We start from the raw sequence: 22,317 nt of genomic DNA on the forward strand, positions 1-22,317 counted from the left end.
CCTGACCGTGACGCTATGGGCTGTATCGGCAATTGTCAACACGATTGACAATTGCCAGATGGCTTTCTAGCTTGGCCCCACCGCCATGCCTCCGTTATGTTCGGAGCGCATATGCGGGAGGATGACGATGACGCAGAAATTGCCGTTCGAAGCACTATCGGTCGAGACGCTGCCGACGCGCCTTGGCGCCAACGACGCGCTCACCGCGAAGATCGGCAAGGACACAAGTCGCTGGAAAGTGCGCGAGGTCGGCGACGGCAATCTGAACCTTGTGTTCATCGTCGAAGGTGAAACGGGCGCTGCCGTGGTCAAGCAGGCCCTGCCCTATGTCCGGCTGGTCGGCGACAGCTGGCCGCTGCCGCTGAAGCGCTCCTTCTTCGAGTATCATGCGCTGACCAGGCAGGAAGCGCGCGCACCCGGCTCGGTGCCGGCGATCTATCATTTCGACGAAGGCCAGGCGCTGATCATCATGGAGTATCTGTCGCCGCACATCATTCTGCGGCGGGCGCTGATCGAAGGCAGGCAATTGCCGAACATCGCCAGGGACATCGGCCTGTTCATGGCGTGCACTTTGTTTCGCGGCTCCGACCTCTCGATGGTGACCAAGGATCGCAAGGCGGATCTGGCGCTGTTCGCCGACAATGTCGAGCTTTGCGACATCACCGAGAACCTGGTGTTCTCCGACCCCTATTTCGACGCCAAAATGAATCGCCATACCAGCCCGCAACTCGACAGCCTGGTGGCCGAGTTGCGCGCCGACCGTGACCTCAAGGTCGAGGCGCAGCGGCTGAAGCATCTCTTTGCCGCCAATGCCGAGACGCTGCTGCATGGCGATTTGCATTCCGGCTCGATCATGGTCACCGACCAGGAAACCCGGATGATCGATCCGGAGTTCGCCTTCTACGGCCCGATGGCCTTCGACGTCGGTATGCTGCTTGCCAATTTCTGGATGTCCTTCTTCTCGCAAAGCGGCCATGAGCAGACCGACAAGCGCGACGCCATGCGTGCCTATCTGCTCGATGTCGTCGTCGAGACATGGGCCGTGTTCCGCACCGAATTCGCGCATCTATGGCGAACCGAGCGCAGCGGCATGCTCTACCAGAAGAGCCTGTTCGAGGATCAGGGTGACCTGCTCGGCGCCGAACAGGCGCTCGACCACGTGCTGCATTCGATCTGGACCGACCTGCTGGGTTTCGCCGGCATCGAGGTGCACCGGCGCATCCTCGGCCTCGCCCACAATGCCGATTTCGAGACCATTGCCGACGAAGACATGCGCGCCAGATGTGAAGCAAAGGCGCTGAAATTCGGCCGTCACCTCGCCGTCAACCGGCGCCAGATCCACAGCATCGACGAGGTCAACACCCTGGCCGCGCTGATCGAACGGGAGAACAGCATTTGAACGTCGGCGAGCGCCATTACCGCACCATCTGGCTGAGCGACGACAAGCGTTCGGTCGCGATCATCGACCAGCGCTGGCTGCCGCATGATTTTCGCGTCGAAAAGATCGGCACGGTTGCCGGCATCGCCACCGCGATCCGCGACATGTGGGTGCGCGGCGCGCCGCTGATCGGCGTCACCGCCGCCTACGGCGTCGCTATCCAGATGGCCGAGGACCCGTCGGACGCCGCTCTCGATGCCGTCTGGGAAACCTTGCACGAGACGCGCCCGACGGCGATCAATCTGCGCTGGGCGCTCGACGAGATGCGGCGCTTCCTCAAGCCACTGCCGGTAGAACAACGAGCCGAGGCAGCCTACCGCCGCGCCGCCGAAATCGCCGACGAGGATGTCGGGCTGAACCGCGCCATCGGTGAGAACGGGCTTGAGATCATCAAGGCGATCGCGGCACGCAAGCAGCCGGGCGAACCCGTCAACATCCTGACCCATTGCAATGCCGGCTGGCTGGCGACCGTCGACTACGGCACCGCTACGGCGCCGATCTATCTGGCGACCGAGGCCGGCATTCCCGTCCATGTCTATGTCGACGAGACGCGGCCGCGCAACCAGGGCGCCCAGCTGACCGCCTGGGAGATGGCCGGCCATGGCGTGCCGCACACGCTGATCGTCGACAATGCCGGCGGCCACCTGATGCAGCGCGGCCAGATCGACATGGTCATCGTCGGCACCGACCGCACGACTGCCAGTGGTGACGTCTGCAACAAGATCGGCACCTATCTCAAGGCGCTTGCCGCCGCCGACAATGACGTGCCGTTCTATGTCGCACTGCCCTCGCCGACCATCGACTGGACGGTCGGCGACGGTCTCGCCGAAATCCCGATCGAGGAACGCTCCGGCGACGAGGTGTCGCTGGTCTGGGGCAAGACCGCGTCCGGCGATATCGCCCAGGTGCGTGTCTCACCGGAGGCGACGCCGGCGGCAAACCCCGCCTTCGACGTGACGCCGGCACGGCTGGTCACCGGCCTGATCACCGAACGCGGCATCGCCAAGGCCTCGCGCGAAGGGTTGAAGGCGATGTTCCCCGAGCGCGGCTGATTGGCAGATGGAACGGATCGTTGTTCCAACACCTGTCGGCGATTGACAGCAACGCACTGCCCTTCCATACAAACGCCGTCAATGTTCTCAGGGCGGGGTGAAAGTCCCCACCGGCGGTAAGGACTCTTGGTTGCGCATGATTCCTTTCCGAAAACCGTTCCGGTTTTCGGGGTCATGCGCGAGGCCCAAGCCCGCGAGCGCTTTCCGCTTAGCCGGAAAGGTCAGCAGATCCGGTGTGATTCCGGAGCCGACGGTCACAGTCCGGATGGAAGAGAACGAACGGAAGACGGGCCGCTTGTGCGGGCCGGATTTTCGTATCGTGCGTCCTGATTCTGGTTCGAAACGGAAGGATGGACCCATGAATCAGCATTCCCCAAAAGACTATGAAATCGCTCGCGTCGCCGTCATTCGCGCGCGCTGGCATGCCGACATCGTCGACCAGTGCGTGGCGGCGTTCGAGGCCGAGCTTGCCGTTCTCGGCGGCGGCCGCCTTGCCGTCGATGTGTTCGACGTGCCGGGTGCCTACGAGATTCCGCTGCATGCCAAGACTTTGGCCGGGACCGGCCGCTATGCCGCGATCCTCGGCACGGCCTTCGTCGTCAATGGCGGCATCTACCGGCACGATTTCGTCGCCGGCGCCGTCATCGACGGCATGATGAACGTGCAACTGGCGACCGGCGTGCCGGTGCTCTCTGCGGTGCTGACGCCGCATAATTATCACGACAGCGCCGAGCATCACCGCTTCTTCTTCGAGCATTTTCAAGTGAAGGGCAAAGAGGCGGCCAATGCCTGCGTCGAGATTCTCGCCGCGCGAGAACAGATCGCGGCTTGAAGCGCCCTTGCCGGGTGGAAATCCCGGCAACACCCGGTAATATCTGGGAAAATACCGAAAGTCGGGAGGATGCCGGTGCAGACCAAGAAGATCATCAATGACGGCAACCGCTCCGTCGACGAGATGCTCGAAGGGATCCTCGCCGCGCATCCTCGCCACCTCAGGAGCGTGGACGGCAGCCCGCGCTCGATCGTCGCCCGTGACGGTCCACGTCCCGGCAAGGTCGGCCTCGTCATCGGCGGCGGCTCGGGCCATGAGCCGACCTTTCTCGGCTTTGTCGGCAAGGGGCTGGCGGATGCCGCGGCCATAGGCAACGTCTTTGCCTCGCCGCCGCCGGACCCGATCCTCGAATGCGCCAAGGCGGTGAGCGGCGGCGCCGGCGTGCTGTTCATGTATGGCAACTATGCCGGCGACGTGATGAATTTCGACATGGCCGCCGAGATGGCCGCGATGGACGACATCGAGGTGCGCACCGTGCTGACCACCGACGACGTTGCCTCCGCGCCGCGCGACCAGCGGGACAAACGGCGCGGCGTCGCCGGCAATTTCTTCATCTTCAAGGCGGCGGGTGCGGCCTGCGATCGGATGCTTTCCTTCGACGAATGCGAGCGTATCGCCAGGAAGGCAAACGGCCACACCTTCACCATGGGCGTGGCGCTTTCGCCCTGCTCGCTGCCGCAGACTCGCCGGCCGAATTTCGAGATCGGCGCCGACGAGATGGAGATCGGCATGGGCATCCATGGCGAGCCGGGCATCGCGCGCGGCAAGCTGAAAACGGCCGACGAGATCACCGACGAGATGCTGGACAGGATCCTCGCCGAGATGGCACCGTCGCGCGGTGACAAGGTCGCCGTGCTCGTCAACTCGCTCGGCTCGACGCCGCTGATGGAGCTCTACATCATGAACCGGCACGTCAAACAGCGGCTCGACGACATCGGTGTTGCAATCCACGCGACCTGGGTCGGCAATTACTGCACCTCGCTTGAAATGGCCGGCGCCTCGGTGACACTGGAGCATCTCGACGGCGAGCTGCAGACGATGCTCGACCACCCTTGCGACTGCGCCATGTTCCGCGCCGGCTGAGGCACACCATGACAGCCATCGACACGGCTCGGCTGAAGCACATGTTCGATGCCATCGCGGTGGCGATCGAGGCCGACAAGGACCGGCTCTGCCAGCTCGACGGCGTCATCGGCGACGCCGACCACGGCATTGCCATGGCGCTCGGCTTCGGCGCGGTGCGCGACGCGCTTGAGCCGCTCGACCTTGCGGCGATCGAGCCTACAGCGCTGCTGAACACGGCGGCAAAATCGTTCCTCAATGCCGTCGGCGCCTCGTCGGGCCCGCTCTACGCGACGGCCCTCATGCGTGGAGCTGCCGCCATCAAGGGCAAGGCGGCGCTGGCCGATGCCGACGTCATCGCCTTGTTCCAGGCGATGACGCAAGGCATCAAGGATCGCGGCAAGGCCGAGATCGGCGAAAAGACGATGATCGACGCCTGGCAGCCGGCGGCCCAAGCGGCGGCCACCGCGCATGCCGCCGGCAAGTCCCTGGCTGAAAGCCTCGATGCCGCCTTCGCCGCTGCCGAGCGTGGTGCGGAAGCGACCAAGGACATGATCGCGGCCAAGGGCCGCTCCTCGCGGCTCGGCGAGCGCTCGCTCGGGCACATCGATCCGGGCGCGGCGTCGGCCGTCACTGTCATCGGCGCGATGAAGAGCAGCCTCGGTTAGCCCTTCGCCGCATCGAGCCGATTGATCGCCTGGACGTTGCCGGCCGACGGGCCCTTCTCGTCGAACTCCGAGGCCAGCCAGGTGTCGACGATCGCCTTGGCCAGTTCCGGACCGATGACGCGGGCGCCCATGGTGATGATCTGGGCGTTGTTGGACTTCGCCGCGCGCTCGGCCGAATAGGTGTCGTGGGTCAATGCCGCGCGAATGCCCGGCACCTTGTTGGCCGAGATCGAAACGCCGATGCCGGTGCCGCAAAACAGGATGCCGCGGTCGTTCTCGCCGTCGACGATCGTCTGCGCGAGTTTCTGCGACAGATCGGCATAGTAGCCAGCCTGGCTGAGATCGCTGACCGTAAGGCCGGATTTGGTGGCGAGATGGGCCGCAATCACGTCGAGCAGCGGCTTACCGGCGCTGTCGGCTCCAATGGCTATTTTCATTTTTTTGCCCTTTCCTATTCGATGGGTTCAGATTGCCGCCGAGACACGGCTGAGGATGTCGATGTAGTCGTCCGCCTGCCAGGCCGAGCGGCCGATGAACAGGCCGTCGATATTGGGCTGGCCGATCAGCTCGGCGGCATTTTGCGGATTGACGCTGCCGCCATAGAGAACCGGCGGTACCGAAGGCAAAAGACTGCCGGCCACCTCCTTGATCAGCGCCTGCTGCCTGTCGGCATAGTCGGAGCTGGCCGGAATGCCCTTGTCGCCGATCGCCCAGACCGGCTCGTAGGCAAACAGGATCTTTGCGCCCTTTGCCTCGCCGTCGAGGAATTGCAGCGCGCCTTGCACCTGCGCGGTCAGCACCGCATCGGCCCTACCGCCTTCGCGCTCGGCAAGCGTTTCGCCGACGCAGATCAGCGGCACCAGCCCGTGCTTGACCGCCGCTGCCGTTTTCAGGCCGACGGCATGGTCGGTCTCGCCGAAATGCTCGCGCCGTTCGCTGTGGCCGAGTTCGACCAGATCGAGCATGCAATCCTCGAGCATCACAGGGGAGATCTCGCCGGTCCAGGCGCCGGCGTCGGCCCAATGCATGTTTTGCGCGCCGACCTTGATGCGCGTCGACGACAATGCAGCCTTGACCTCGCGCACCGCCGTGAACGGCGGAATGACGAAGGGCTGGATGCGCTCGTCGAAACCCGGCACGAAGCCGGCTAGCGCTCGCGCGAAGTCGAGCGCCTCGGCGAGCGTCTTGTTCATCTTCCAGCTTGTACCGACCCAGTAGACCACGCGTACGGCTCCCTAATCCTTGTTGCCAACCACCGTCAGTGAAACGCCAGCGCCATCCAGCGCTTCGCGCAGCTGCGGTTGCAGTTCGCGACCGGTGAAGACGGTGTCGAACGCCCTGAGATCGGTCAGGAAATGCAGCGCCGTGCGACCGAACTTGCCGTGATCGACCAGCAGATATTTGCGCGCCGCGACAGCCATCATCGTCCGCTTGGTCTGCACCACTTCCTGGTCCTGATGGAAAGCCGACGCGCCGTGGATGGCGGACGACGACAGGAAGGCGACGTCGGCGCGCAGCGACTTCAGCATGTCCTCGGTGAGCAGGCCGAAGAAGCCATGGAATTTCTTGCTGTACTGGCCGCCAAGCGCGATCAGCGTAATGCCGCCGACGCCGGCCAGTTCCTGGATGACAGCCAGATTGTTGGAGATCACCGTCAGCGGGCGAAGATCGGCGAGGCGACCGGCAATGCCGCCCGCCGTCGAGCCGTCATCGATGATCACGGTCTGGCCCGGCTCGATCATCGCTACCGCGGCGGCCGCCAGGCGCTGCTTTTCCTCGGCCGCCTGCTTCTGCCGGTAGCGGAAATCGCTCTCGAACAGGCCGCTCGGCTGGATCGAGGCGCCGCCGCGCACCTTGCGCAGAAAGCCGCTTTCCTCGAGTTCGTCGAGGTCGCGATGCACGGTCATCTTCGACACGCCGAAGCGCGAGGCAAGGTCGTCGACCGACGCCGTGCCGGCGTCCATCAGAAAATCCATGATGCCCTGGCGGCGGCCGTCGCTTTTCATCCCGGCGCTTTCTCGCGCAACACGCTGCGCGTTCAACCCATGATCGGATATATAACGCCGGAAAAGCACGTTTGCACCAAAATCTTTGTGATAATGTTATATTTCTCTGGGATATCGGTCCGCCTGTGATTGCGGTCCTGTAACAAGAATTGCTTCGGACGCGCGGTCGACAGGTTGCGGTCCGGCGGAAATCCGGCCAGAAGCATCAACGGGCTGGACGACGGTCGGCCAGCCAACAGACACGGTTCGAAACCAGACACGGGAGACTATTGGGTGGCTCGCATCACACTGAGACAATTGCTCGACCATGCCGCCGAACATGGCTATGGCGTGCCGGCCTTCAACATGAACAACATGGAACAGGGCCTTGCCATCATGGAGGCCGCTGAGGAGACCAAGTCGCCGGTCATCCTGCAGGCGAGCCGCGGCGCGCGCGCCTATGCCAATGACGTGGTGCTGGCCAAGCTGATCGATGCGCTGGTCGAAATCCACCCCGACATCCCGGTCTGCATGCATCTCGACCATGGCAACAACGAAGCAACCTGCGTCACCGCGATCCAGTACGGCTTCACCTCGGTGATGATGGACGGCTCGCTGAAGGAAGACGGCAAGACGCCGGCCGACTATGCCTACAATTCCGGCATCACGCGCCGCGTCGTCGACATGGCGCATTGGGGCGGCGTTTCGGTGGAAGGCGAGATCGGCGTGCTCGGCTCGCTGGAGATGGGCGGCGGCGAGCAGGAAGACGGCCACGGCGTCGAAGGCGCCGTCAGCCACGACCAGCTTTTGACCGACCCGGAGCAGGCGGTCGAGTTCGTCAAGGACACCCATGTCGACGCGCTGGCTGTCGCCATGGGCACCAGCCACGGCGCCTACAAATTCTCGCGCAAGCCCGACGGCGCGGTGCTGGCCATGAACGTGATCGAGGAGATCCACCGCCGCCTGCCGAACATGCATCTGGTCATGCACGGTTCGTCCTCGGTGCCGGAGGACCTGCAGGAGATCATCAACAAATATGGCGGCCAGATGAAGCCGACCTGGGGCGTGCCGGTCGAGGAAATCCAGCGCGGCATCAAGCACGGCGTGCGCAAGATCAACATCGACACCGACAACCGCATGGCGCTGACCGGCGCGATCCGCAAGGTGCTGACCGAGAACCCCTCGGAGTTCGACCCGCGCAAATATCTGACGCCGGCGATGGCCGCGATGCGCAAGCTCTGCAAGGAGCGCTTCGAGCAGTTCGGCACCGCCGGCAATGCCCAGAAGATCAAGCCGCTGCCGGTCGCCGAAATGGCCAAGCGCTACAAGTCGGGCAGCCTCGACCCGAAGTTCGGCTGAGTTCGGCCGCCGGGACGATCCGGCTCAAAGGGCGGAGCCAGATCGGCTTCCGCCCTTTCATTTTGCCCGCGGCAACAGGTCCGCCCTGCCAGCGTCGATGAAAGGCGCCCAGTAGTCGACCGATTCACGGATCATGGCGACGACCTGATGGTCGACCGGATCGCGCTCGCGGAACGACAGTTCCAGGCAGATCTCGTTGTCGGTGCCGCCACCGCGCCGCACGGTCTCCAGGAATTTTTCCGGCGTGATGCGGCCGTCCTTGTTGTAGGCGGCGGTGAACGGCCAGTGGCCGCCCTTGTTCATCGACGACTGCTTGATGTGGATGATCGGCGACTCTTTGGGAAAGGCCTCGGCCCAGGCATAGGGGTCGATGTCGGCCGGATTGCTCGAGGTGACGTCGCCATGGTCGATGTCGACCATCATCTGCAGCGGAATGGCCATGCCGGCCGCCTCGATCTCCCGGTGCAGCGCCCGGCAGCTCTCGATGGTATGGCCGAATTCGCGGCCGACCGACATCGGCTCCCAGAACAAATAGGTTAGCCCCGCGGCCTTGGCGTGCTCGGCGACCTCGCGCCAGCATTCGAGCGCGATGTCGAGAAGCTTCGCGCGGCGCTCGGGATCGTCATAGTCCTTGTGGGTGAAGATGGCGAACTGCGTGCCGATGCCGCTGGCGCCGAGCTCGGCCGAGATGTCGGCGAAAATCTTGAACCAGTCGACATAGTAGCGGCGCACGTCGGCGTCGGGATGGCCGAAATGGTTGAGCCGGCCATAGGGGCCGGTCATGCCCGATGTGATGCGCACGCCCGTCCGGTCCAGCGCTGAACGAAACAAGCGCACGAACTTGGCGATCGTCGCCGGCGGCCAGCCCGGACTGACGAACTCATGCGTCAGCTGCACGTCCCTGATGCCGATGCCATAGGCGATCGCGTCGATCAGATCGTCCGGGTCGGCAAAGCGGTTGACCAGCGGATTGGTGTTGAGGGACAGCGTAAAGGCCAAAATCGAAACTCCTGTTCAGGCCAGCCGGGCATCGCGCTCGACGGCACGACCATGCAGACCGCAACCATCGAGGCCGAGCGCCGTCATTGCAGTGTGGTGGCGTTGCGCCGGTTGAGTTCCTGGCGGTATTTCTCGGCGTCCCAGTTCAGCAGCTCGGCATTCTGCTCGAGGCTCAGATAGTTGACGCGCGCGGCGGGATCGATGCGCGCGGCGACGTCGGCGAGGCAGCGCGCCATCGCCTCGGCGCCGGCATTGGCATCCCTGCGCATCAGGATGCCCTTGCCGGGAAAGAGGATGGAGGCCGGCGTCGGCTGCCCGGCGGCCGTTGTCCTGGCCACCACGGCGTCGGCATTCTCGTTCGGACCGGCGATCACCGATCCGGTGCCGAGGAAGATGACATGGTCGGGATAGAGGCTGCCGGAGGCCGCGATGCGGCAACTGGCGAGGTCGGTGGCGGCGGCATGCGCTTCAACCGCTACGGGAAGCCGGTAGCCGCTGCCCATTGCGAGCCTGATCAGCGCGTCGAGATCGGGCGATGGTGCCGCGCGCGGCGGGCGGGCGAGCAGGCCGGTGACGCGCCTGAGCAGCAGGCTCGCCTCGGCAACCGTGTCGGCGGCGACGACCAGCCCGTGATTGCCAAGCACCAGCACATTGGTGCGAGGCTGCAGCCGCTCGGCGATCCCTTGCGCCAGCGGCAGCCCCGGCCGGCGATAGGGCACGAACGCCCAGTCGAGCCCGCGCAAACGTTCTTCAAGCAGGGCCTCGGCATTGGCCTGCACGGCGATCGCGATCGTCTCGACGCAATGGACATGGACGACGATCTTCTGCGGCAGCAAGGCATGCACCGTGGTCTCGATCGAAGGCCGCAGCCGGTGCGGATTGAGATCCGCCGGTGTGAATTGATCGGCCTTCTCGGCTGCCGGGCTCTTGCGCGCCACCGCATCGAGCAAGGGGGCCAGTTCCACCGGGACCATGATGTCGGTGGTGGCCGCATTCATCAGCCAGGTGCCGGAGGCCTTGATCCACAGCAGGCCGGCCTCTTTGAGCGAGGTGTTGCCGCCGGCGCCCTGGACCAGCAGCGGGTCGGCGCCGACGCTGGCGGACAGCGCTTGCAGCGCCTCCAACTCGGCGGCATCGTGATCAATCCGTGCAGCCATCAGCCGGCCTTCGCCAATCGGTTTGCGCACCAGTCCTCGAAGGCGGCTCGCTCAGCGGCGCTGAGATGCAGGCCGTGCTTGGTGCGCCGGTCGAGAACGTCGGCTGCCGTCAGCGCCCATTCGTGCGCGAAGAGGTAGCTCGCCTCGCGCTCGAAGAAATCCTTGCCGAAAGGTCGGCCCATATCGGCGAGCGAGCCGGCGGCGCCGACCAGCGCGCGGGTGCGCGTGCCGTAGAGCCGGCCATAGTGCTTGAGCAACGAGGCCGGCATCCAGGGATAGTCGCGGCCGAGGTCGCCGAGGAACTGCTCGAAGTCGGCATTGGCGATGTCGCCGCCCGGCAGATGGGCTTTTGCCGTCCACGCCTTGCCCATCTTTGGGAAGAAAGGCTGGATCCGGTCCAGCGCGTGCTCGGCCAGTTTGCGGAAGGTGGTGATCTTGCCGCCGAAGACCGAGAGCAGCGGCGCCTGCCCGTCCGATGCGTCGATCTCGAAGATGTAGTCGCGGGTCACCGCGCTCGGATTGTCGGCATTGTCGTCGTAAAGCGGCCTGACGCCGGAGAATGAATAGATAACATCGCTGCGCGCAAGGCCGCGCTTGAAGTAGCGGTTGACGACCCTGATCAGGTAGTCGATCTCGCTCGCCTCCGCTGTCACGTCCTCGGGCCGCCCGTCATAGGGAATGTCGGTGGTGCCGATCAAAGCCAGGTCGTTCTGGTAGGGGTTGATGAAGATCACCCGCTTGTCGTTGTTCTGGACCAGATAGGCCTGCCGGCCCTCCCAGAATTTCGGCACCACGATATGGCTGCCCTTGACCAGGCGCACATTGCGCTTGGAGTTCTGGCCGGCGACGCGGTTGACGATGTCGTTGACCCAGGGGCCGGCGGCATTGATCAGCGCACGAGCCCTGACCGTGGTTCTGACGCCGGTCCTGCCGTCGCGCATTTCCACGACCCACAGGCCGTTCTCGCGGCGGGCAGCGGTGCAAGCGGTGCGGGTGAAAACCTTCGCGCCCCGCTCGGCAGCATCGAGCGCGTTGATGACGACGAGGCGGGCATCGTCGACCCAGCAGTCGGAATATTCGAAACCACGCTTGAAGGCATCCTTGACCGGCGCGCCTTCGGGCGCGGTGCGCAGGTTGAGCGTGCGGGTGGCCGGCAGCCGCTTGCGGCCGCCGAGATGGTCGTAGAGGAACAGCCCGAGACGCACCAGCCAGGCCGGCCGGTCGTCGGGGCTGTGCGGCAGCACGAAGCGCATCGGCCAGATGATGTGCGGCGCTGATTCCAGCAGCACCTCGCGCTCGATCAGCGCCTCGCGCACCAGGCGGAACTCGTAATATTCGAGATAGCGCAAGCCGCCATGGACGAGCTTGCCCGAACGCGAGCTGGTGCCTTCGGCGAGATCGTCCTTTTCGCACAGGATGACGGAAAGTCCGCGGCCGGCCGCATCGCGCGCGATGCCGGCGCCGTTGACGCCGCCGCCGATGACGAAGAGGTCGACGATTTCGCTGTCGCCGCTCATCACGCTAGGCCCTCGCTGCAGACTGTCCGTTTCATGGCGGCGGCCTTAGCACGGATTGACCGGCGGCAGACCGGCGATGAAGCGACGCACCTCCTCGGCCGCCTGCTCGGCGGCGTAGGTGACGGTGCGCACGGAGGCGCCGGCGATATGCGGCGTCAGCGTGACATTGGGCAGCTGCAGCAGCGGCCAGTCCGACGGCACCGGCTCGACCGCGAAGGTCTCCAGCATGGCGCTGGCGATGTGGCCGGACACCAGCGCATCGTAGAGCGCGTCATAGTCGACCAGCGGGCCGCGCGCGGTGTTGATGAAGATCACGCCGGGCTTCATCCTGGCGATGGTGTCCTTGTTGATCAGCCAACGGGTTTCCGCGGTCACGCGGGAATGCAGCGTGACCACATCGGAGCGGGCGAGAAGATCGTCCAGCGCGACCAGTTCGACGCCGGCATTGCGGTCGTCGGCGCTCAGTTGCACATAGGGATCGGAAACCAGGATGCGGCAGCCGAAGGCGCGCAGCAGGCGCACCAACCTGGTGCCGATATTGCCGTAGCCGATGACGCCGACGGTCATTTCGCTGAGCTCGCGGCCGGTGCGGTCGGCGCGGTAGAGATCGCCCCGCCATTCGCCCTTGCGCAAGGCTTCGTGGCCGACGCGGATCAGCCTTGTCTCGGCAAGGATGGCGCCGATGGTGAATTCGGCCACCGCGCTGGCATTGCGTCCCGGCACATTGACCACCGTGATGCCATGCGTTTTCGCAGCCGCCATGTCGATGTTGATCGGTCCGCCGCGAGACACCGCGACCAGCTTGAGTAGCGGCAGGCGCCGCATCATGGCATCGGACAGCGGCGACAGCTGGGTGACGAAGATCTCGGCGTCGCCGATGAAATCGACCACCTCGTCCGGATCGCCGAAATACTCCTTGACCTTGTCGAGGCCGAGCGCCGGATTACCGAACTCCATCGGCTCGTCGGGCCAGGCCATCTCGAGCGTGCGGATGTCGAGGCTGTTGCCGCAGGCCTTCTCGATCTCCGACCGAAACACCTCCGGAAGCATGAAACGGTCGCCGATGATCGCTATTTTCTTCTGCATGCTCGACTTCTCAATGTGCTTTCGACGCGGCCATCGACCGCCAGACCGGACGCAGCGCCTCATGCGCCAATGTGTAGGAGGGGGCCATCGCCTCGTAGATGGCGGCAAGCTTTTGGTCGCTCGGCTCGGCCGCACCGAGCAAGGGCGTGACCCATTCGGCGACGCAATCGTCCATCGAGGCGTATTGGCCGACGCACACCGCCGCGATCATCGCGGCACCCGCCGCGCCCGCTTCCTCGCGCTCGCTGGTGCGGATGTCAGCGCCGACCGCGGCACCCAGGATCTTGCGCAAGGCCGGGCTGCGAGCCGCGCCGCCGGTGAGGCGGATTTCCTTTGGCAGCGGGCCCATCGCGGCGTAGCAATCGCGCGCCGCGAAGGCCAGTCCTTCGAAGACGGCACGCACCATGTCGGCATAGCCGTGGCGCGAGGAAATGCCGACGAAGCCGGCCCTGGCATTGGCATCGACGAAAGGCCCGCGCTCGCCGGCCTCCGACACGTACGGCTGGTAGATCAGCGACGCCGGCTTCGATGATGCTATCCACTGGTCGACAAGCGCGATCATCTCGCCATTCGAACGCGAAATCCCTTGCGAAGCGAGGATGCCGGAAGCGAGGCCGAGCACCCAGTCGATGTTGAGCGTCGCCGCCATGTTCGACTGGAGTTGCGCGAACACGCCAGGCGCCGGCATCGCCATCGTATAGCCGGTCGCAGCCTCATTCAGCTGCACCTCGTCGGGCGTCTCGGCAAGCCGCATATGCATGCCGGTCGAGCCGATGATGGTGCAGCCCGGTTTGCGCTGCCGGTCGAACAGGCCGGCGCCGAGCGCAGTGCAGACAACGTCGACATAGGCGAGCACGACCGGCGTGCCGGCGAGCAGGCCGGTGACGTCGGCCGCCGCCTTGGACAGTGCAGCGCTTTGCCTGGTGCCGTCGACGATCGGCGGCAGGAGATGCCGGAGATCGGCGACGCCGAGCACATCGAGCACATCGTCGCAATAGTCGCGGGTGCGGAAGTCGCCGAAGGTGAAGGTGCCTTCCGACGGATCGGTCGCCCGCTCGCCGGTCAGCCGGAAATAGAGCCAGTCCTTGCAGTGGAACGCCGTCGCCGCCTTGGCGAGCATGGCCGGTATGTTGCGCTTGATGAACGCGAACTGCGATCCCTGCTGGCATGCGGCAAGTCCGCTGCCGGTCTTTTCGAAGCGCAGTCGGTCCTCGGGCCGGGCGCGGATCTCCTCGACCACCGAGGCAGCGCGCGCGTCGAGCCACAGCCAGCCCTTGGCGACCGGCTCGCCCTCGGCATCGATCAGCCAGGTGCCGTCGCCCTGCCCGGTCACGGCGATGGCGATGACGCGGTTGGCGAGATCAGGCACCTTGTCGGCAAGCTGGCGCAACGTGGTCGCCGTATCGGCCCAGGTGCGCGCCAGATCCTGCTCGGCGCCGCCACCGGGCAGTGTCTCGTATTTGTTCGGCAGCGCCGCGGCTGCGATCTGCCGGCCCGCCGTGTCGAAGGCGACGGACTTGATGACAGACGTGCCGGCGTCGATGCCGATCAGCACATCCCGCATCAGGCAAGCTCCATCCCGTGCGAAATCGCATTGCCGCTCGCCTGGTCGAAGACATGCAGGTTCTTCGGGTCGATGCTGACATTGATCGGCGCGCCCAACTCCAGGCGGGTGCGGTCGTGCTCGACCAGGACCAGCGAACCGCCGGCGAAATCGGCGGCGATATGCGTCTGGTCGCCGAGCCATTGGTTGGCCGAGACTGTGGCCGGCACGCCCTCCTTCGAGCGACGCACCGCATAGGGCCTGACGCCGATCACGACGCGTTCGCGGTTGAGCAACTGGTCGCGGACCGGGGCGCTGAAGGCGTCCTTGTCGTAGTCGAGCGAGAGCCCATCGGGCAGCTTGAGACTGATCTTGCCGGCGGCATTGCCGACATAGGCCTCGAAGACGTTCATCGGCGGTTCGCCGACGAAGGTGCCGGTGAACAAATTGGCCGGCCGCCGTTTGATCATGTCGGGCGTGTCGAACTGCTGCAGCACGCCGCCTTCCATCACCGCGATACGGTCGGCCAGCGCATTGGCCTCGGTCTGGTCGTGCGTGACCAGGATCGCGGTCAGGCCGCGCTCCTTGATGAAGTGCTTGATGCGGCCGCGCAGCACGGCGCGCAGCTGCGGCTCGAGCTGGCCCATCGGCTCGTCGAGCAGATGCAGGTCGGCATTGCGGATCAGCGCCCGGCCGAGGCTGGCGCGCTGCTGCTGGCCGCCGGAGATCGAGCTCGGATAGCGCTCGAGGATGTCCTCGATCTCGAGCAGCTTGGCGATGCTGGCGACCTTGGCGTCGACCTCGCTCTTCGGCAGCCGGGCCGCCTTCAGGGCGAAAGCCATGTTTTCGCGCACGGTGAGCGGCGGATAGAGCGAATAGCCCTCGAAGGCCATCGCCACATTGCGCTTGACCGGCGCCAGCGTGTGCACCTTGCGGCCGCCGACCGAGATCGCGCCGCGCGAGACCTCCTCGAAGCCGGCGATCATGCGCAGTGTCGAGGTCTTGCCGCAGCCGGACGAGCCGAGCAGCGCGACGATCTCGCCCTTGGCGATCTCCATCGTCAGGTTCTTGACCGCGTGCACGCCGCGGTCGATCGGACCGTAGAATTTGTCGACGCCGGAAATGGTGATTGCGCTGGCGCTCATGCCGCTTCTCCGCTGCGCAAATTGACGACCTTGTTGGCGCCGATGCGCTCGCCGCTCGCGTGATCGAACAGAAGCGCGCTTTTGCTGTCGACGGCGATGTGGGCCTTGCCTTCGGCCTGGCCCGGGGCTCCGGCCGGACGCGAGACCAGGATTTCACGGCCGCGCACGGTGCGCACCAGCGTGACGATCTTTTCGTTGAGCGGCGTCTCGGCCTCGACCGTCACCGGGAAAGCGCCCGGCGTGGCTTCGCCGACGAAGCTCAGCGCTTCGGGCCGCAGACCGATGACGCAGTCGCGCCCGACTGCCGCCTCGAAGGCGCCGGCGAGATGGACCTGCACATTAGACAGGCCGACATAGATGCCCTTGGCGTCGCGCGCCGGCTTGACGTCGAGCAGGTTGATGGTCGGGTCGCCGAACAGCCTGGCGATCTCGATGTTGGCCGGCTCACGATAGATCTGCTCGGGCGTGCCGAGCTGCCGGATGACGCCTTGCGACATCACGGCGATGCGGTTGCCGAGCGCCATCGCCTCCTTGTAGTCCTGGGTGACGTAGATGACGGTCGCGCCACGATCGTGCAGCAGCCTTGGCAGTTCGAGCCGCATCTCGAAACGCAATTTGGCGTCGACGTTGCGCAAGGGATCGTCAAGCAGCAGCAACGGCGGCGAGCCGATCAGAGCGCGGGCAAGTGCCGTGCGCTGCTTCTGGCCGTTGGACAGGGCACGCGGCTTGTGGCTCAGCACATGATCGATCTTGAGCAATTTGGCGACGCTTTCGACGCCGGCCTTGATCACGCCTTTCGAGGAGTGCCTGGCTTCGAGCGGCGACGCGATGTTGTCGAAGGCGGTCATGTGGGGGAACAGCGCGAAATTCTGGAACGCCATGCCGACGCCGCGGAACTCGGCATCGACGTCGGTCATGTCCTCGCCGCCGATGAGGATCTTACCCTCGTCGGGATCGATGACGCCGGCGACCAGCCGCAGCAGCACCGTCTTGCCGGCGCCGGATGGGCCGAACAGGACCAGCGTCTCGCCATCGGCGACAGTCAGCGACAGATCGTCCAGCACGGTCTGGCTCTTGTAGCGCTTGACGACATTTTTCAGTTCGAGGCTTGCCATCGGACCTATCCTTTCACGGCGCCGAGCGACAAGCCTTCGACGAGGTAGCGCTGCGCGTAGAGGGCAAGCGCCAGCGTCGGCGTGATCGACAGAACGATCGCCGCCGAGATCTGGCCATACTGGATGCCCGACGAGGTGATGAAGGCCAGCGCGCCGACGGTCACCGGCTGCTTGTCGGCGGAAGCCAGCACCAGGGCGAAGACGAAATTGTTCCAGGCGAAGATGAAGGCGAGCAGGCCGGCGGCCGCAATGCCCGGGCCGGCGAGCGGCAGCGCGATCTTGCGGAAGGTGGCGAACCAGGAATGGCCGCCGATGCGATAGGCGTATTCGATGTCGGCCGGGATGTCCTCGAAATAGCCCCGCACGATCCACAGGATCAGCGGCAGGCAGATCAGCTGGTAGACCCAGATCAGGCCGAAATAGGTGTTGGCGAGCCCGAGCTTCTGGAAGTAGAGCGTCAGCGGCAGCAGCACCAGCAGCGCCGGCGCGAAGCGGAAGGACAGCAGCGTGAAGGCGATATCCTCAGAGCCGCGGAACTTGTGGCGCGCGAAGGCGTAGGCCGCGGGAACGCCGAGCAGCAGCGCGACGGCAACCGAGGTGACCGACAGGAACACCGAGTTCCACAGGTTGCGCATGAAGGCGATGTCGAGCGTGCCGGCCGCAGTCATCAGCTTGCCGGTGATCAAAGCGGTGTAGTTGGCCAGCGTCGGCTCGAAGACCAGCTGCGGCGGAATGCGCAGGATGGTCTCGTTGGTCTGGAACGACATCATGAAGATCCAGACGATCGGGAACATGAAGAAGATGACGACCAGCGTCAGCGCTATGCCACGCAGGATGCGTTCGAGAAGCGAGGTGTGTTCCATCCCGGCCTCCTATGCCTGGCCGCGGGCGCGTTCGCGCAGCCGCAGCCAGTTCTTGATGAAGATGTTCGACAGGAAATAGGTGATCGCCCACAGGATGATCATCAGCGCCGCCGAGCGGCCGACATTGGTCGACTGGAAGAAGTTGAGATAGGCCTCGACCTGGAAGACGGTCAACGTGTCGCCGGGACCACCCTGGGTCATCGCGTAGATGATGTCGAACTGCTGGATGGAATCGAGCAGTCGGAACAAGGTCGCGGTCAGGATATAGGGCATCAGCATCGGCAGCGTGATGCGGAAGAAGACGAAGCTCCTCGGCACACCGTCAAGGGCGGCCGCCTCGAAGGGCTGCGTTGGCAGGCTGCGCAGCCCGGCCAGCAAAAGGATCATGATGAAGGGCGTGTAGACCCAGATGTCGACCAGCACGACGGTCAACAGCGCCGTCGACGGCGATGAAGCCCAGCGGAAATCCTGCAGGCCGATGAGGCTGGCAAGGTAGCTCAGCACGCCGAAGCCCGGATTGGTCATCAGCTTCCACATCAGTGCTGCGAGCGCCGGCGCCGTCATCAGCGGCATCAAAAGCATGATCGAAATGAAATTGTTCAACGTCGAGCGCTTCTGCAGCAGCATGGCGATCGCGAGGCCGAGCAGCAGTTCGAGCACGACGGTGATGCCGGCATAGAGCAGCGACACCTGCAGCGTGTTCCAGAACTTCGGGTCGGTGAAGAAGGAGATGTAGTTGTCGCCCCAGTTGAACTGCCGCGCCCAGGGCTGGCTCAGCCGGTAGCGCTGGAAGGAATAGACCACAGAGGTCAGGAACGGGATCAGGATGCCGATGCAGACCAGCAGGGCCGGCAGGCTGAGAAGATAGGGCAGAACCCGCTTGCTGATCCTGAAGCCGGAGGGTCTGGCCCTCTGCACTGTCGCCGCAGTCATCCGCTGTGCTCCATCATTCCTGTTGCTTCGCCCTGCCGGCCGCCCAGGGAGCCAGGCGGCCGGTCGGGCGAATTGGCGACGCCACCGGCGCCACATCGCGAACATGTAACCGACGGTCGAGGCTGGCCCGCCTCGGGCAGGCCAGCCTTCGTCCGATCCTAGCCGAGACCAGCTTCCTTGAGCTGACCATTGATGCTCTCGGCCAGCTTGTCGAGGCCTTCGTCGATCGGCACTTCCTTGGCCACCATCTTCTGCAGCGTCGCCGCCCATTCGGTGGTGAGGTCGAAGAACAGCGGCTGCGCCGTGAACTTGATGCTGGCGCCCGGTGCCGAAGCATCGAACATCTCGACATAGCCCGGATAGCTCTTGTTCAGCTTCTCGCGGAACACATCGTCCTTCCAGACCGACTGGCGGACCGGATTGACGAAGTCCATCTTGGTGGCGCCGAACAGAGCATGCTCCGGTCCGGAGGCCCACTGCATGAAGTACCAGGTGGCGTCCTTGTCCTTGGAGAAGTTGGACATCGACAGCGACCAGATCCAGATGTTCGGGGTCGGCGCCTTGGCGGCCGGATTGGCCTTGAAGCCGGCGAAGGCGAGCTTGCCGGCCATCTTGTTGTCGCCGCCATTCATGAAGTAGCCAAGGATGTCGGCGTCGAAGATCATCGCCGAGGCGCCGGCGCCGAGATCGGTGCCGACCTGGTACCAAGTGTAGGTCGACCAGTCCTTCGGGCCGCTCTCCTGGATCATCTGCACCCATTGCTTGTGGAAAGCCTTGGATTCGGCGGTGTTCATGGCGGCCGACAGTTTGCCGTCGGCCGACACGTTCAGGTCCTTCTGGTCGAAATTGGCGTAGGCCGACAGGAAGCCGGGATGGATCGTCGCCCAGGAGCGCGAGCCGCGCACGCCGATGCCGTAGACGCCGCCACCGACGTCCTTGGTGAGCTTGGCGGCCGCGGCAACCAGCTCGTCCATGTTGCCGGGCACCTTGACGCCGGCCTTCTCGAACATGCCATGGTTGTAGGTGATGTTGTTCTGCTCGAAGCCCCACGGAATGCACCACTGCTTGGCATCCTCGGAACCCAGTTCGCCGCCCGGCTTGCCGTTCCAGGCGCAGGAATTCCTGACGCCAGGCAGGAAGTCGTCCCAGGCATAGTTCGGATTGGTCTTGGCCGGATCCTTGATCCATTCGTTGAGGTCGGTGATCCAGCCGGCCGGGCCGTAGGTCCAGGTCATGTAGGCACCGGTCATGAAGGCATCATATTCCGGCGAGCTTGCCGACAGCGCCGCGGTGACCTTGTCGAAATAGACGTCTTCCGGGAAGACGTCATAGACGACGTTCATGCCGGTCAGCTGCTTGAAGTTCTCGAGGTTGGCGATCATTGCATCGGCATAGGGATGCTTGTTGAGCAAGAGCTTGATGGTCTTGCCCTTGTGCGACTGCCAGTCGAAATCGGCGGCGAGCGCACGGGTCTGTCCGAAGTTGAGCAGCGTGCCGGCCGTTCCGGCGGCAAGGCCCAGTGCTCCGAGGCCCCTGATCAGGCCGCGGCGATCGACTTGTCCGCGCATGAACGCGTCGATCAGGTCTTTCTCTTTCTCATACATTTTCTCTTCTCCTCCACGGGGTAGTTTCAACCAAAGCATTGCCGGCTACCCGACCGGCGTCTGTTCCACGAGCGATCGCGCCGTCCGCTCGTCGGTTATCAGGCCCTTCAGATAGCGGCCCTCCAGCACTGACTTGATGGCACGAACCTTCACCTTGCCGCCGGCGACGGCGACAATCCTGCGATTGGCGATGTCCTCGCGCACCAGCGCCAGCGCCCGGCTGGACACCGTCGTCGCCACCGGCTTTCCGGCCGCGTCGAAGAAATGGCCGAGCAGTTCGCCGACGGCGCCGTTGCCGCGGGTCTCCTCCATCTCGCCCTTCTCGATCATGCCGGTGGCGACGAGCGAGGCTTCGCGCTCGGCGGTACCGATGCCGGCGATCAGAAGGTCGGCCGACCGCGCCAGATCGAAGACCTCGCTGATGCCCTTCTGGCCAAGCAGCACCGTGCGGTCCTCGGCAGTGTTGGCGAACATCGGCACCGGCATGACATAGGCTTCGGCGCCGGTACGCTCGGCCAGGCGATGGATGACGTCATGCGGGTTGGCCGAGAATTTGCGCGTCAGGCCGCCAAGCAGCGAGACGAAGCGGACCCCGTCGGCCGATATGCGCGGCAGGTATTCGACGCAGGCGGCGAGCGTGCGGCCGTGGCCGACGCCGATCAGCGTGCCCTCGCCGCGCTCGATCTCGCGCTTGAGGAACTGCGCGCCGGCAATGCCCAGAGCTTTCAGCGGCAGGTCCTCGGAATCGAAGTCCGGCACCACCTCGCAATAGTCGAGGCCGTAGCGGCCGGAGAGCTGGTCCTCGAGCGCGACGCATTCGGAGACTTCGCCGTCGATATAGACTTTGACCAGCCCTTCCTGGTTGGCCTTGGTGATCAGGCGGTGCGCCTTGAGGCTGGTCAGCCCGAGCCGCTTGGCAACCTCGGATTGGGTCAGGCCGCCGGCATAGTGGAGCCAGGCGGCGCGGGTCGCCATGCTGGTCTCATCGTCGCGCAGCAGGCCGTTGCCGAACCCAACCATTTCCACCCTTTGATATTTTTATCAGTTGCTGCAAAATTTTTCACAAGGCTTTGCCGGAGTCAAGCGCCGCGTGTTCAAATCGCGCAAAAGGGTGGCGGCGGCGACGGGAACCATCACTGCCCCAGCGATGTTGAGAGACGGTAGGGACGCGACGTAGGACGCGGCGCGCCCAGGCCGCCAGGGTGGAAACGATGTTCGAGCCGTTTTGCTGCGAGATGCCGCTTCATCCGACCTGGCCCGACCTTGCCGCGCGGCTTCTGCTCACGCTGCTGGCAGGCGTCCTCATTGGCCTGAACAGAGAGTCGCGCGGTCGCACCGCCGGGCTTCGAACGACCATCCTGGTTGGCCTTGCGGCTGCCATCGCCATGATCCAGGCCAACATCCTGCTCGACATGGCGGGCAAGGAGCCGGACACTTTCGGCCGCATGGACGTGCTGCGATTTCCGCTCGGCGTGCTGACCGGCGTCGGCTTCATCGGTGGCGGCGCCATCCTTCGGCGCGGCGAGCTCGTGACCGGCGTCACCACCGCCGCCACGATGTGGATCATGACGATGATCGGACTGGCGTTTGGCGGTGGCCAGTTCGGCCTGGCGGGGATCGCGACGCTGCTCACCCTGGTGACGCTTCAGGCCTTGAGATGGGTCGATCTCCGGATCCCGCGCGACCATCATGCGATCCTGTCAGTCTCCTGGGCAAAAGGATTGCCGCCCGACCTTCAGGAGATGGTGCGGCCGCTCGGCTACGAGGCGCGCTTTGTCGGCATGGAGCATGACGCCGGCCGCGACCGCTTCGTGTTTTCCTTCAACCTCGAATGGAAACAGCCCGATGCGATCGAACCCTCGACGGACGTGCTGGCGGTGGTCGGCCAGCACTGCGAGGTCGAGCGCTTTGAACTGGTCGGCGAGAAAACCACCTGACCGCGACCGACGGCCCAATGAA

Annotated in this window: 21 protein-coding genes and 1 riboswitch; of the genes, 7 read left to right on the forward strand and 14 right to left on the reverse strand. The window is 64.7% G+C overall.

Going from position 1 to position 22,317, the window contains the following annotated elements:
- The first annotated feature begins 127 nt into the window (after nt 1-127).
- The 5 genes from mtnK to dhaL all read left to right on the forward strand — a co-directional run bounded on the left by mtnK (nt 128) and on the right by dhaL (nt 5,052).
- Nucleotides 128-1,399 carry an S-methyl-5-thioribose kinase gene (gene mtnK / locus DH08_RS31350; RefSeq protein WP_192183098.1) on the forward strand — a complete coding sequence of 424 codons (1,272 nt, stop codon included), beginning with the start codon at nt 128-130 and terminating at the stop codon, nt 1,397-1,399.
- Complete coding sequence (gene mtnA, locus DH08_RS31355) at nt 1,396-2,490, forward strand: S-methyl-5-thioribose-1-phosphate isomerase (RefSeq protein ID WP_192183099.1); 1,095 nt, start codon at nt 1,396-1,398, stop codon at nt 2,488-2,490. Before mtnK ends, mtnA begins: the two co-directional genes overlap by 4 nt.
- A gap of 79 nt (nt 2,491-2,569) precedes the next feature.
- Nucleotides 2,570-2,771: riboswitch (FMN riboswitch) on the forward strand.
- Between the two features lie 77 nt (nt 2,772-2,848).
- Entirely contained in the window at nt 2,849-3,322 is a 474-nt protein-coding gene (locus DH08_RS31360; RefSeq protein ID WP_192183100.1) for a 6,7-dimethyl-8-ribityllumazine synthase, read from the forward strand.
- 75 nt (nt 3,323-3,397) lie between these two features.
- Nucleotides 3,398-4,405: a dihydroxyacetone kinase subunit DhaK gene (locus tag DH08_RS31365; protein ID WP_192183101.1), complete on the forward strand. Its 1,008-nt coding sequence runs from the start codon at nt 3,398-3,400 to the stop codon at nt 4,403-4,405.
- Between the two features lie 8 nt (nt 4,406-4,413).
- On the forward strand, nt 4,414-5,052 hold the full coding sequence (gene dhaL / locus DH08_RS31370; RefSeq protein WP_192183102.1) for a dihydroxyacetone kinase subunit DhaL: 639 nt from the start codon (nt 4,414-4,416) through the stop codon (nt 5,050-5,052).
- Here the strand turns inward: dhaL and derI are convergent.
- The 3 genes from derI to DH08_RS31385 are packed head-to-tail and all read right to left on the reverse strand — an operon-like array spanning nt 5,049 to nt 7,058.
- On the reverse strand, nt 5,049-5,489 hold the full coding sequence (gene derI, locus DH08_RS31375) for a D-erythrulose-4-phosphate isomerase (RefSeq protein WP_120014119.1): 441 nt from the start codon (nt 5,487-5,489) through the stop codon (nt 5,049-5,051). The two genes, dhaL and derI, sit on opposite strands and share 4 nt — an antisense overlap.
- Nucleotides 5,490-5,516: 27 nt before the next feature.
- Entirely contained in the window at nt 5,517-6,275 is a 759-nt protein-coding gene (locus tag DH08_RS31380; RefSeq protein ID WP_192183103.1) for a triose-phosphate isomerase, read from the reverse strand.
- A gap of 12 nt (nt 6,276-6,287) precedes the next feature.
- The gene (locus tag DH08_RS31385) at nt 6,288-7,058 is read right to left on the reverse strand and encodes a DeoR/GlpR family DNA-binding transcription regulator (protein WP_192183104.1); all 771 of its coding nucleotides are present in this window, start codon (nt 7,056-7,058) and stop codon (nt 6,288-6,290) included.
- A 273-nt stretch (nt 7,059-7,331) separates the two neighbouring features.
- On the opposite strand from DH08_RS31385, the gene fba reads away from it, so the two are divergent.
- Nucleotides 7,332-8,396: a class II fructose-bisphosphate aldolase gene (gene fba / locus DH08_RS31390; RefSeq protein ID WP_120014302.1), complete on the forward strand. Its 1,065-nt coding sequence runs from the start codon at nt 7,332-7,334 to the stop codon at nt 8,394-8,396.
- A gap of 57 nt (nt 8,397-8,453) precedes the next feature.
- Here the strand turns inward: fba and DH08_RS31395 are convergent, their stop codons facing one another.
- The 11 genes from DH08_RS31395 to DH08_RS31445 form a co-directional block, all read right to left on the reverse strand.
- Nucleotides 8,454-9,395 carry a sugar phosphate isomerase/epimerase family protein gene (locus DH08_RS31395; RefSeq protein ID WP_192183105.1) on the reverse strand — a complete coding sequence of 314 codons (942 nt, stop codon included), beginning with the start codon at nt 9,393-9,395 and terminating at the stop codon, nt 8,454-8,456.
- A gap of 83 nt (nt 9,396-9,478) precedes the next feature.
- Nucleotides 9,479-10,552, reverse strand: coding sequence for a class II aldolase/adducin family protein (locus DH08_RS31400; protein ID WP_192183106.1), 1,074 nt, complete (start codon nt 10,550-10,552; stop codon nt 9,479-9,481).
- Entirely contained in the window at nt 10,552-12,069 is a 1,518-nt protein-coding gene (locus DH08_RS31405) for a glycerol-3-phosphate dehydrogenase (protein WP_192183107.1), read from the reverse strand. Before DH08_RS31405 ends, DH08_RS31400 begins: the two co-directional genes overlap by 1 nt.
- Before the next feature lie 45 nt (nt 12,070-12,114).
- Nucleotides 12,115-13,155, reverse strand: a complete 1,041-nt coding sequence (locus tag DH08_RS31410) for a 2-hydroxyacid dehydrogenase (RefSeq protein ID WP_192183108.1) — start codon at nt 13,153-13,155, stop codon at nt 12,115-12,117.
- 10 nt (nt 13,156-13,165) lie between these two features.
- Complete coding sequence (locus DH08_RS31415) at nt 13,166-14,719, reverse strand: FGGY-family carbohydrate kinase (RefSeq protein WP_192183109.1); 1,554 nt, start codon at nt 14,717-14,719, stop codon at nt 13,166-13,168.
- Entirely contained in the window at nt 14,719-15,843 is a 1,125-nt protein-coding gene (locus DH08_RS31420; RefSeq protein ID WP_192183110.1) for an ABC transporter ATP-binding protein, read from the reverse strand. Before DH08_RS31420 ends, DH08_RS31415 begins: the two co-directional genes overlap by 1 nt.
- On the reverse strand, nt 15,840-16,958 hold the full coding sequence (locus DH08_RS31425; RefSeq protein WP_192183111.1) for an ABC transporter ATP-binding protein: 1,119 nt from the start codon (nt 16,956-16,958) through the stop codon (nt 15,840-15,842). The genes DH08_RS31420 and DH08_RS31425 overlap by 4 nt, the downstream gene beginning before the upstream one ends.
- A 5-nt stretch (nt 16,959-16,963) precedes the next feature.
- Nucleotides 16,964-17,821, reverse strand: coding sequence for a carbohydrate ABC transporter permease (locus DH08_RS31430; RefSeq protein ID WP_192183112.1), 858 nt, complete (start codon nt 17,819-17,821; stop codon nt 16,964-16,966).
- Nucleotides 17,822-17,830: 9 nt separating this feature from the next.
- Nucleotides 17,831-18,754 carry a carbohydrate ABC transporter permease gene (locus DH08_RS31435; RefSeq protein ID WP_192183113.1) on the reverse strand — a complete coding sequence of 308 codons (924 nt, stop codon included), beginning with the start codon at nt 18,752-18,754 and terminating at the stop codon, nt 17,831-17,833.
- A gap of 158 nt (nt 18,755-18,912) precedes the next feature.
- A complete protein-coding gene (locus tag DH08_RS31440; RefSeq protein WP_192183114.1) occupies nt 18,913-20,358 on the reverse strand; it encodes an ABC transporter substrate-binding protein in 1,446 nt (481 codons plus the stop codon).
- A 45-nt stretch (nt 20,359-20,403) separates the two neighbouring features.
- Complete coding sequence (locus DH08_RS31445; RefSeq protein ID WP_192183115.1) at nt 20,404-21,378, reverse strand: sugar-binding transcriptional regulator; 975 nt, start codon at nt 21,376-21,378, stop codon at nt 20,404-20,406.
- A gap of 191 nt (nt 21,379-21,569) precedes the next feature.
- Between DH08_RS31445 and DH08_RS31450 the strand changes: the two genes are divergently transcribed.
- The gene (locus tag DH08_RS31450) at nt 21,570-22,295 is read left to right on the forward strand and encodes an MgtC/SapB family protein (protein WP_192183116.1); all 726 of its coding nucleotides are present in this window, start codon (nt 21,570-21,572) and stop codon (nt 22,293-22,295) included.
- Nucleotides 22,296-22,317: the final 22 nt, after the last annotated feature.

The organism is Mesorhizobium amorphae (assembly GCF_014843845.1).
Taxonomy (GTDB): Bacteria; Pseudomonadota; Alphaproteobacteria; order Rhizobiales; family Rhizobiaceae; genus Mesorhizobium; species Mesorhizobium amorphae_A.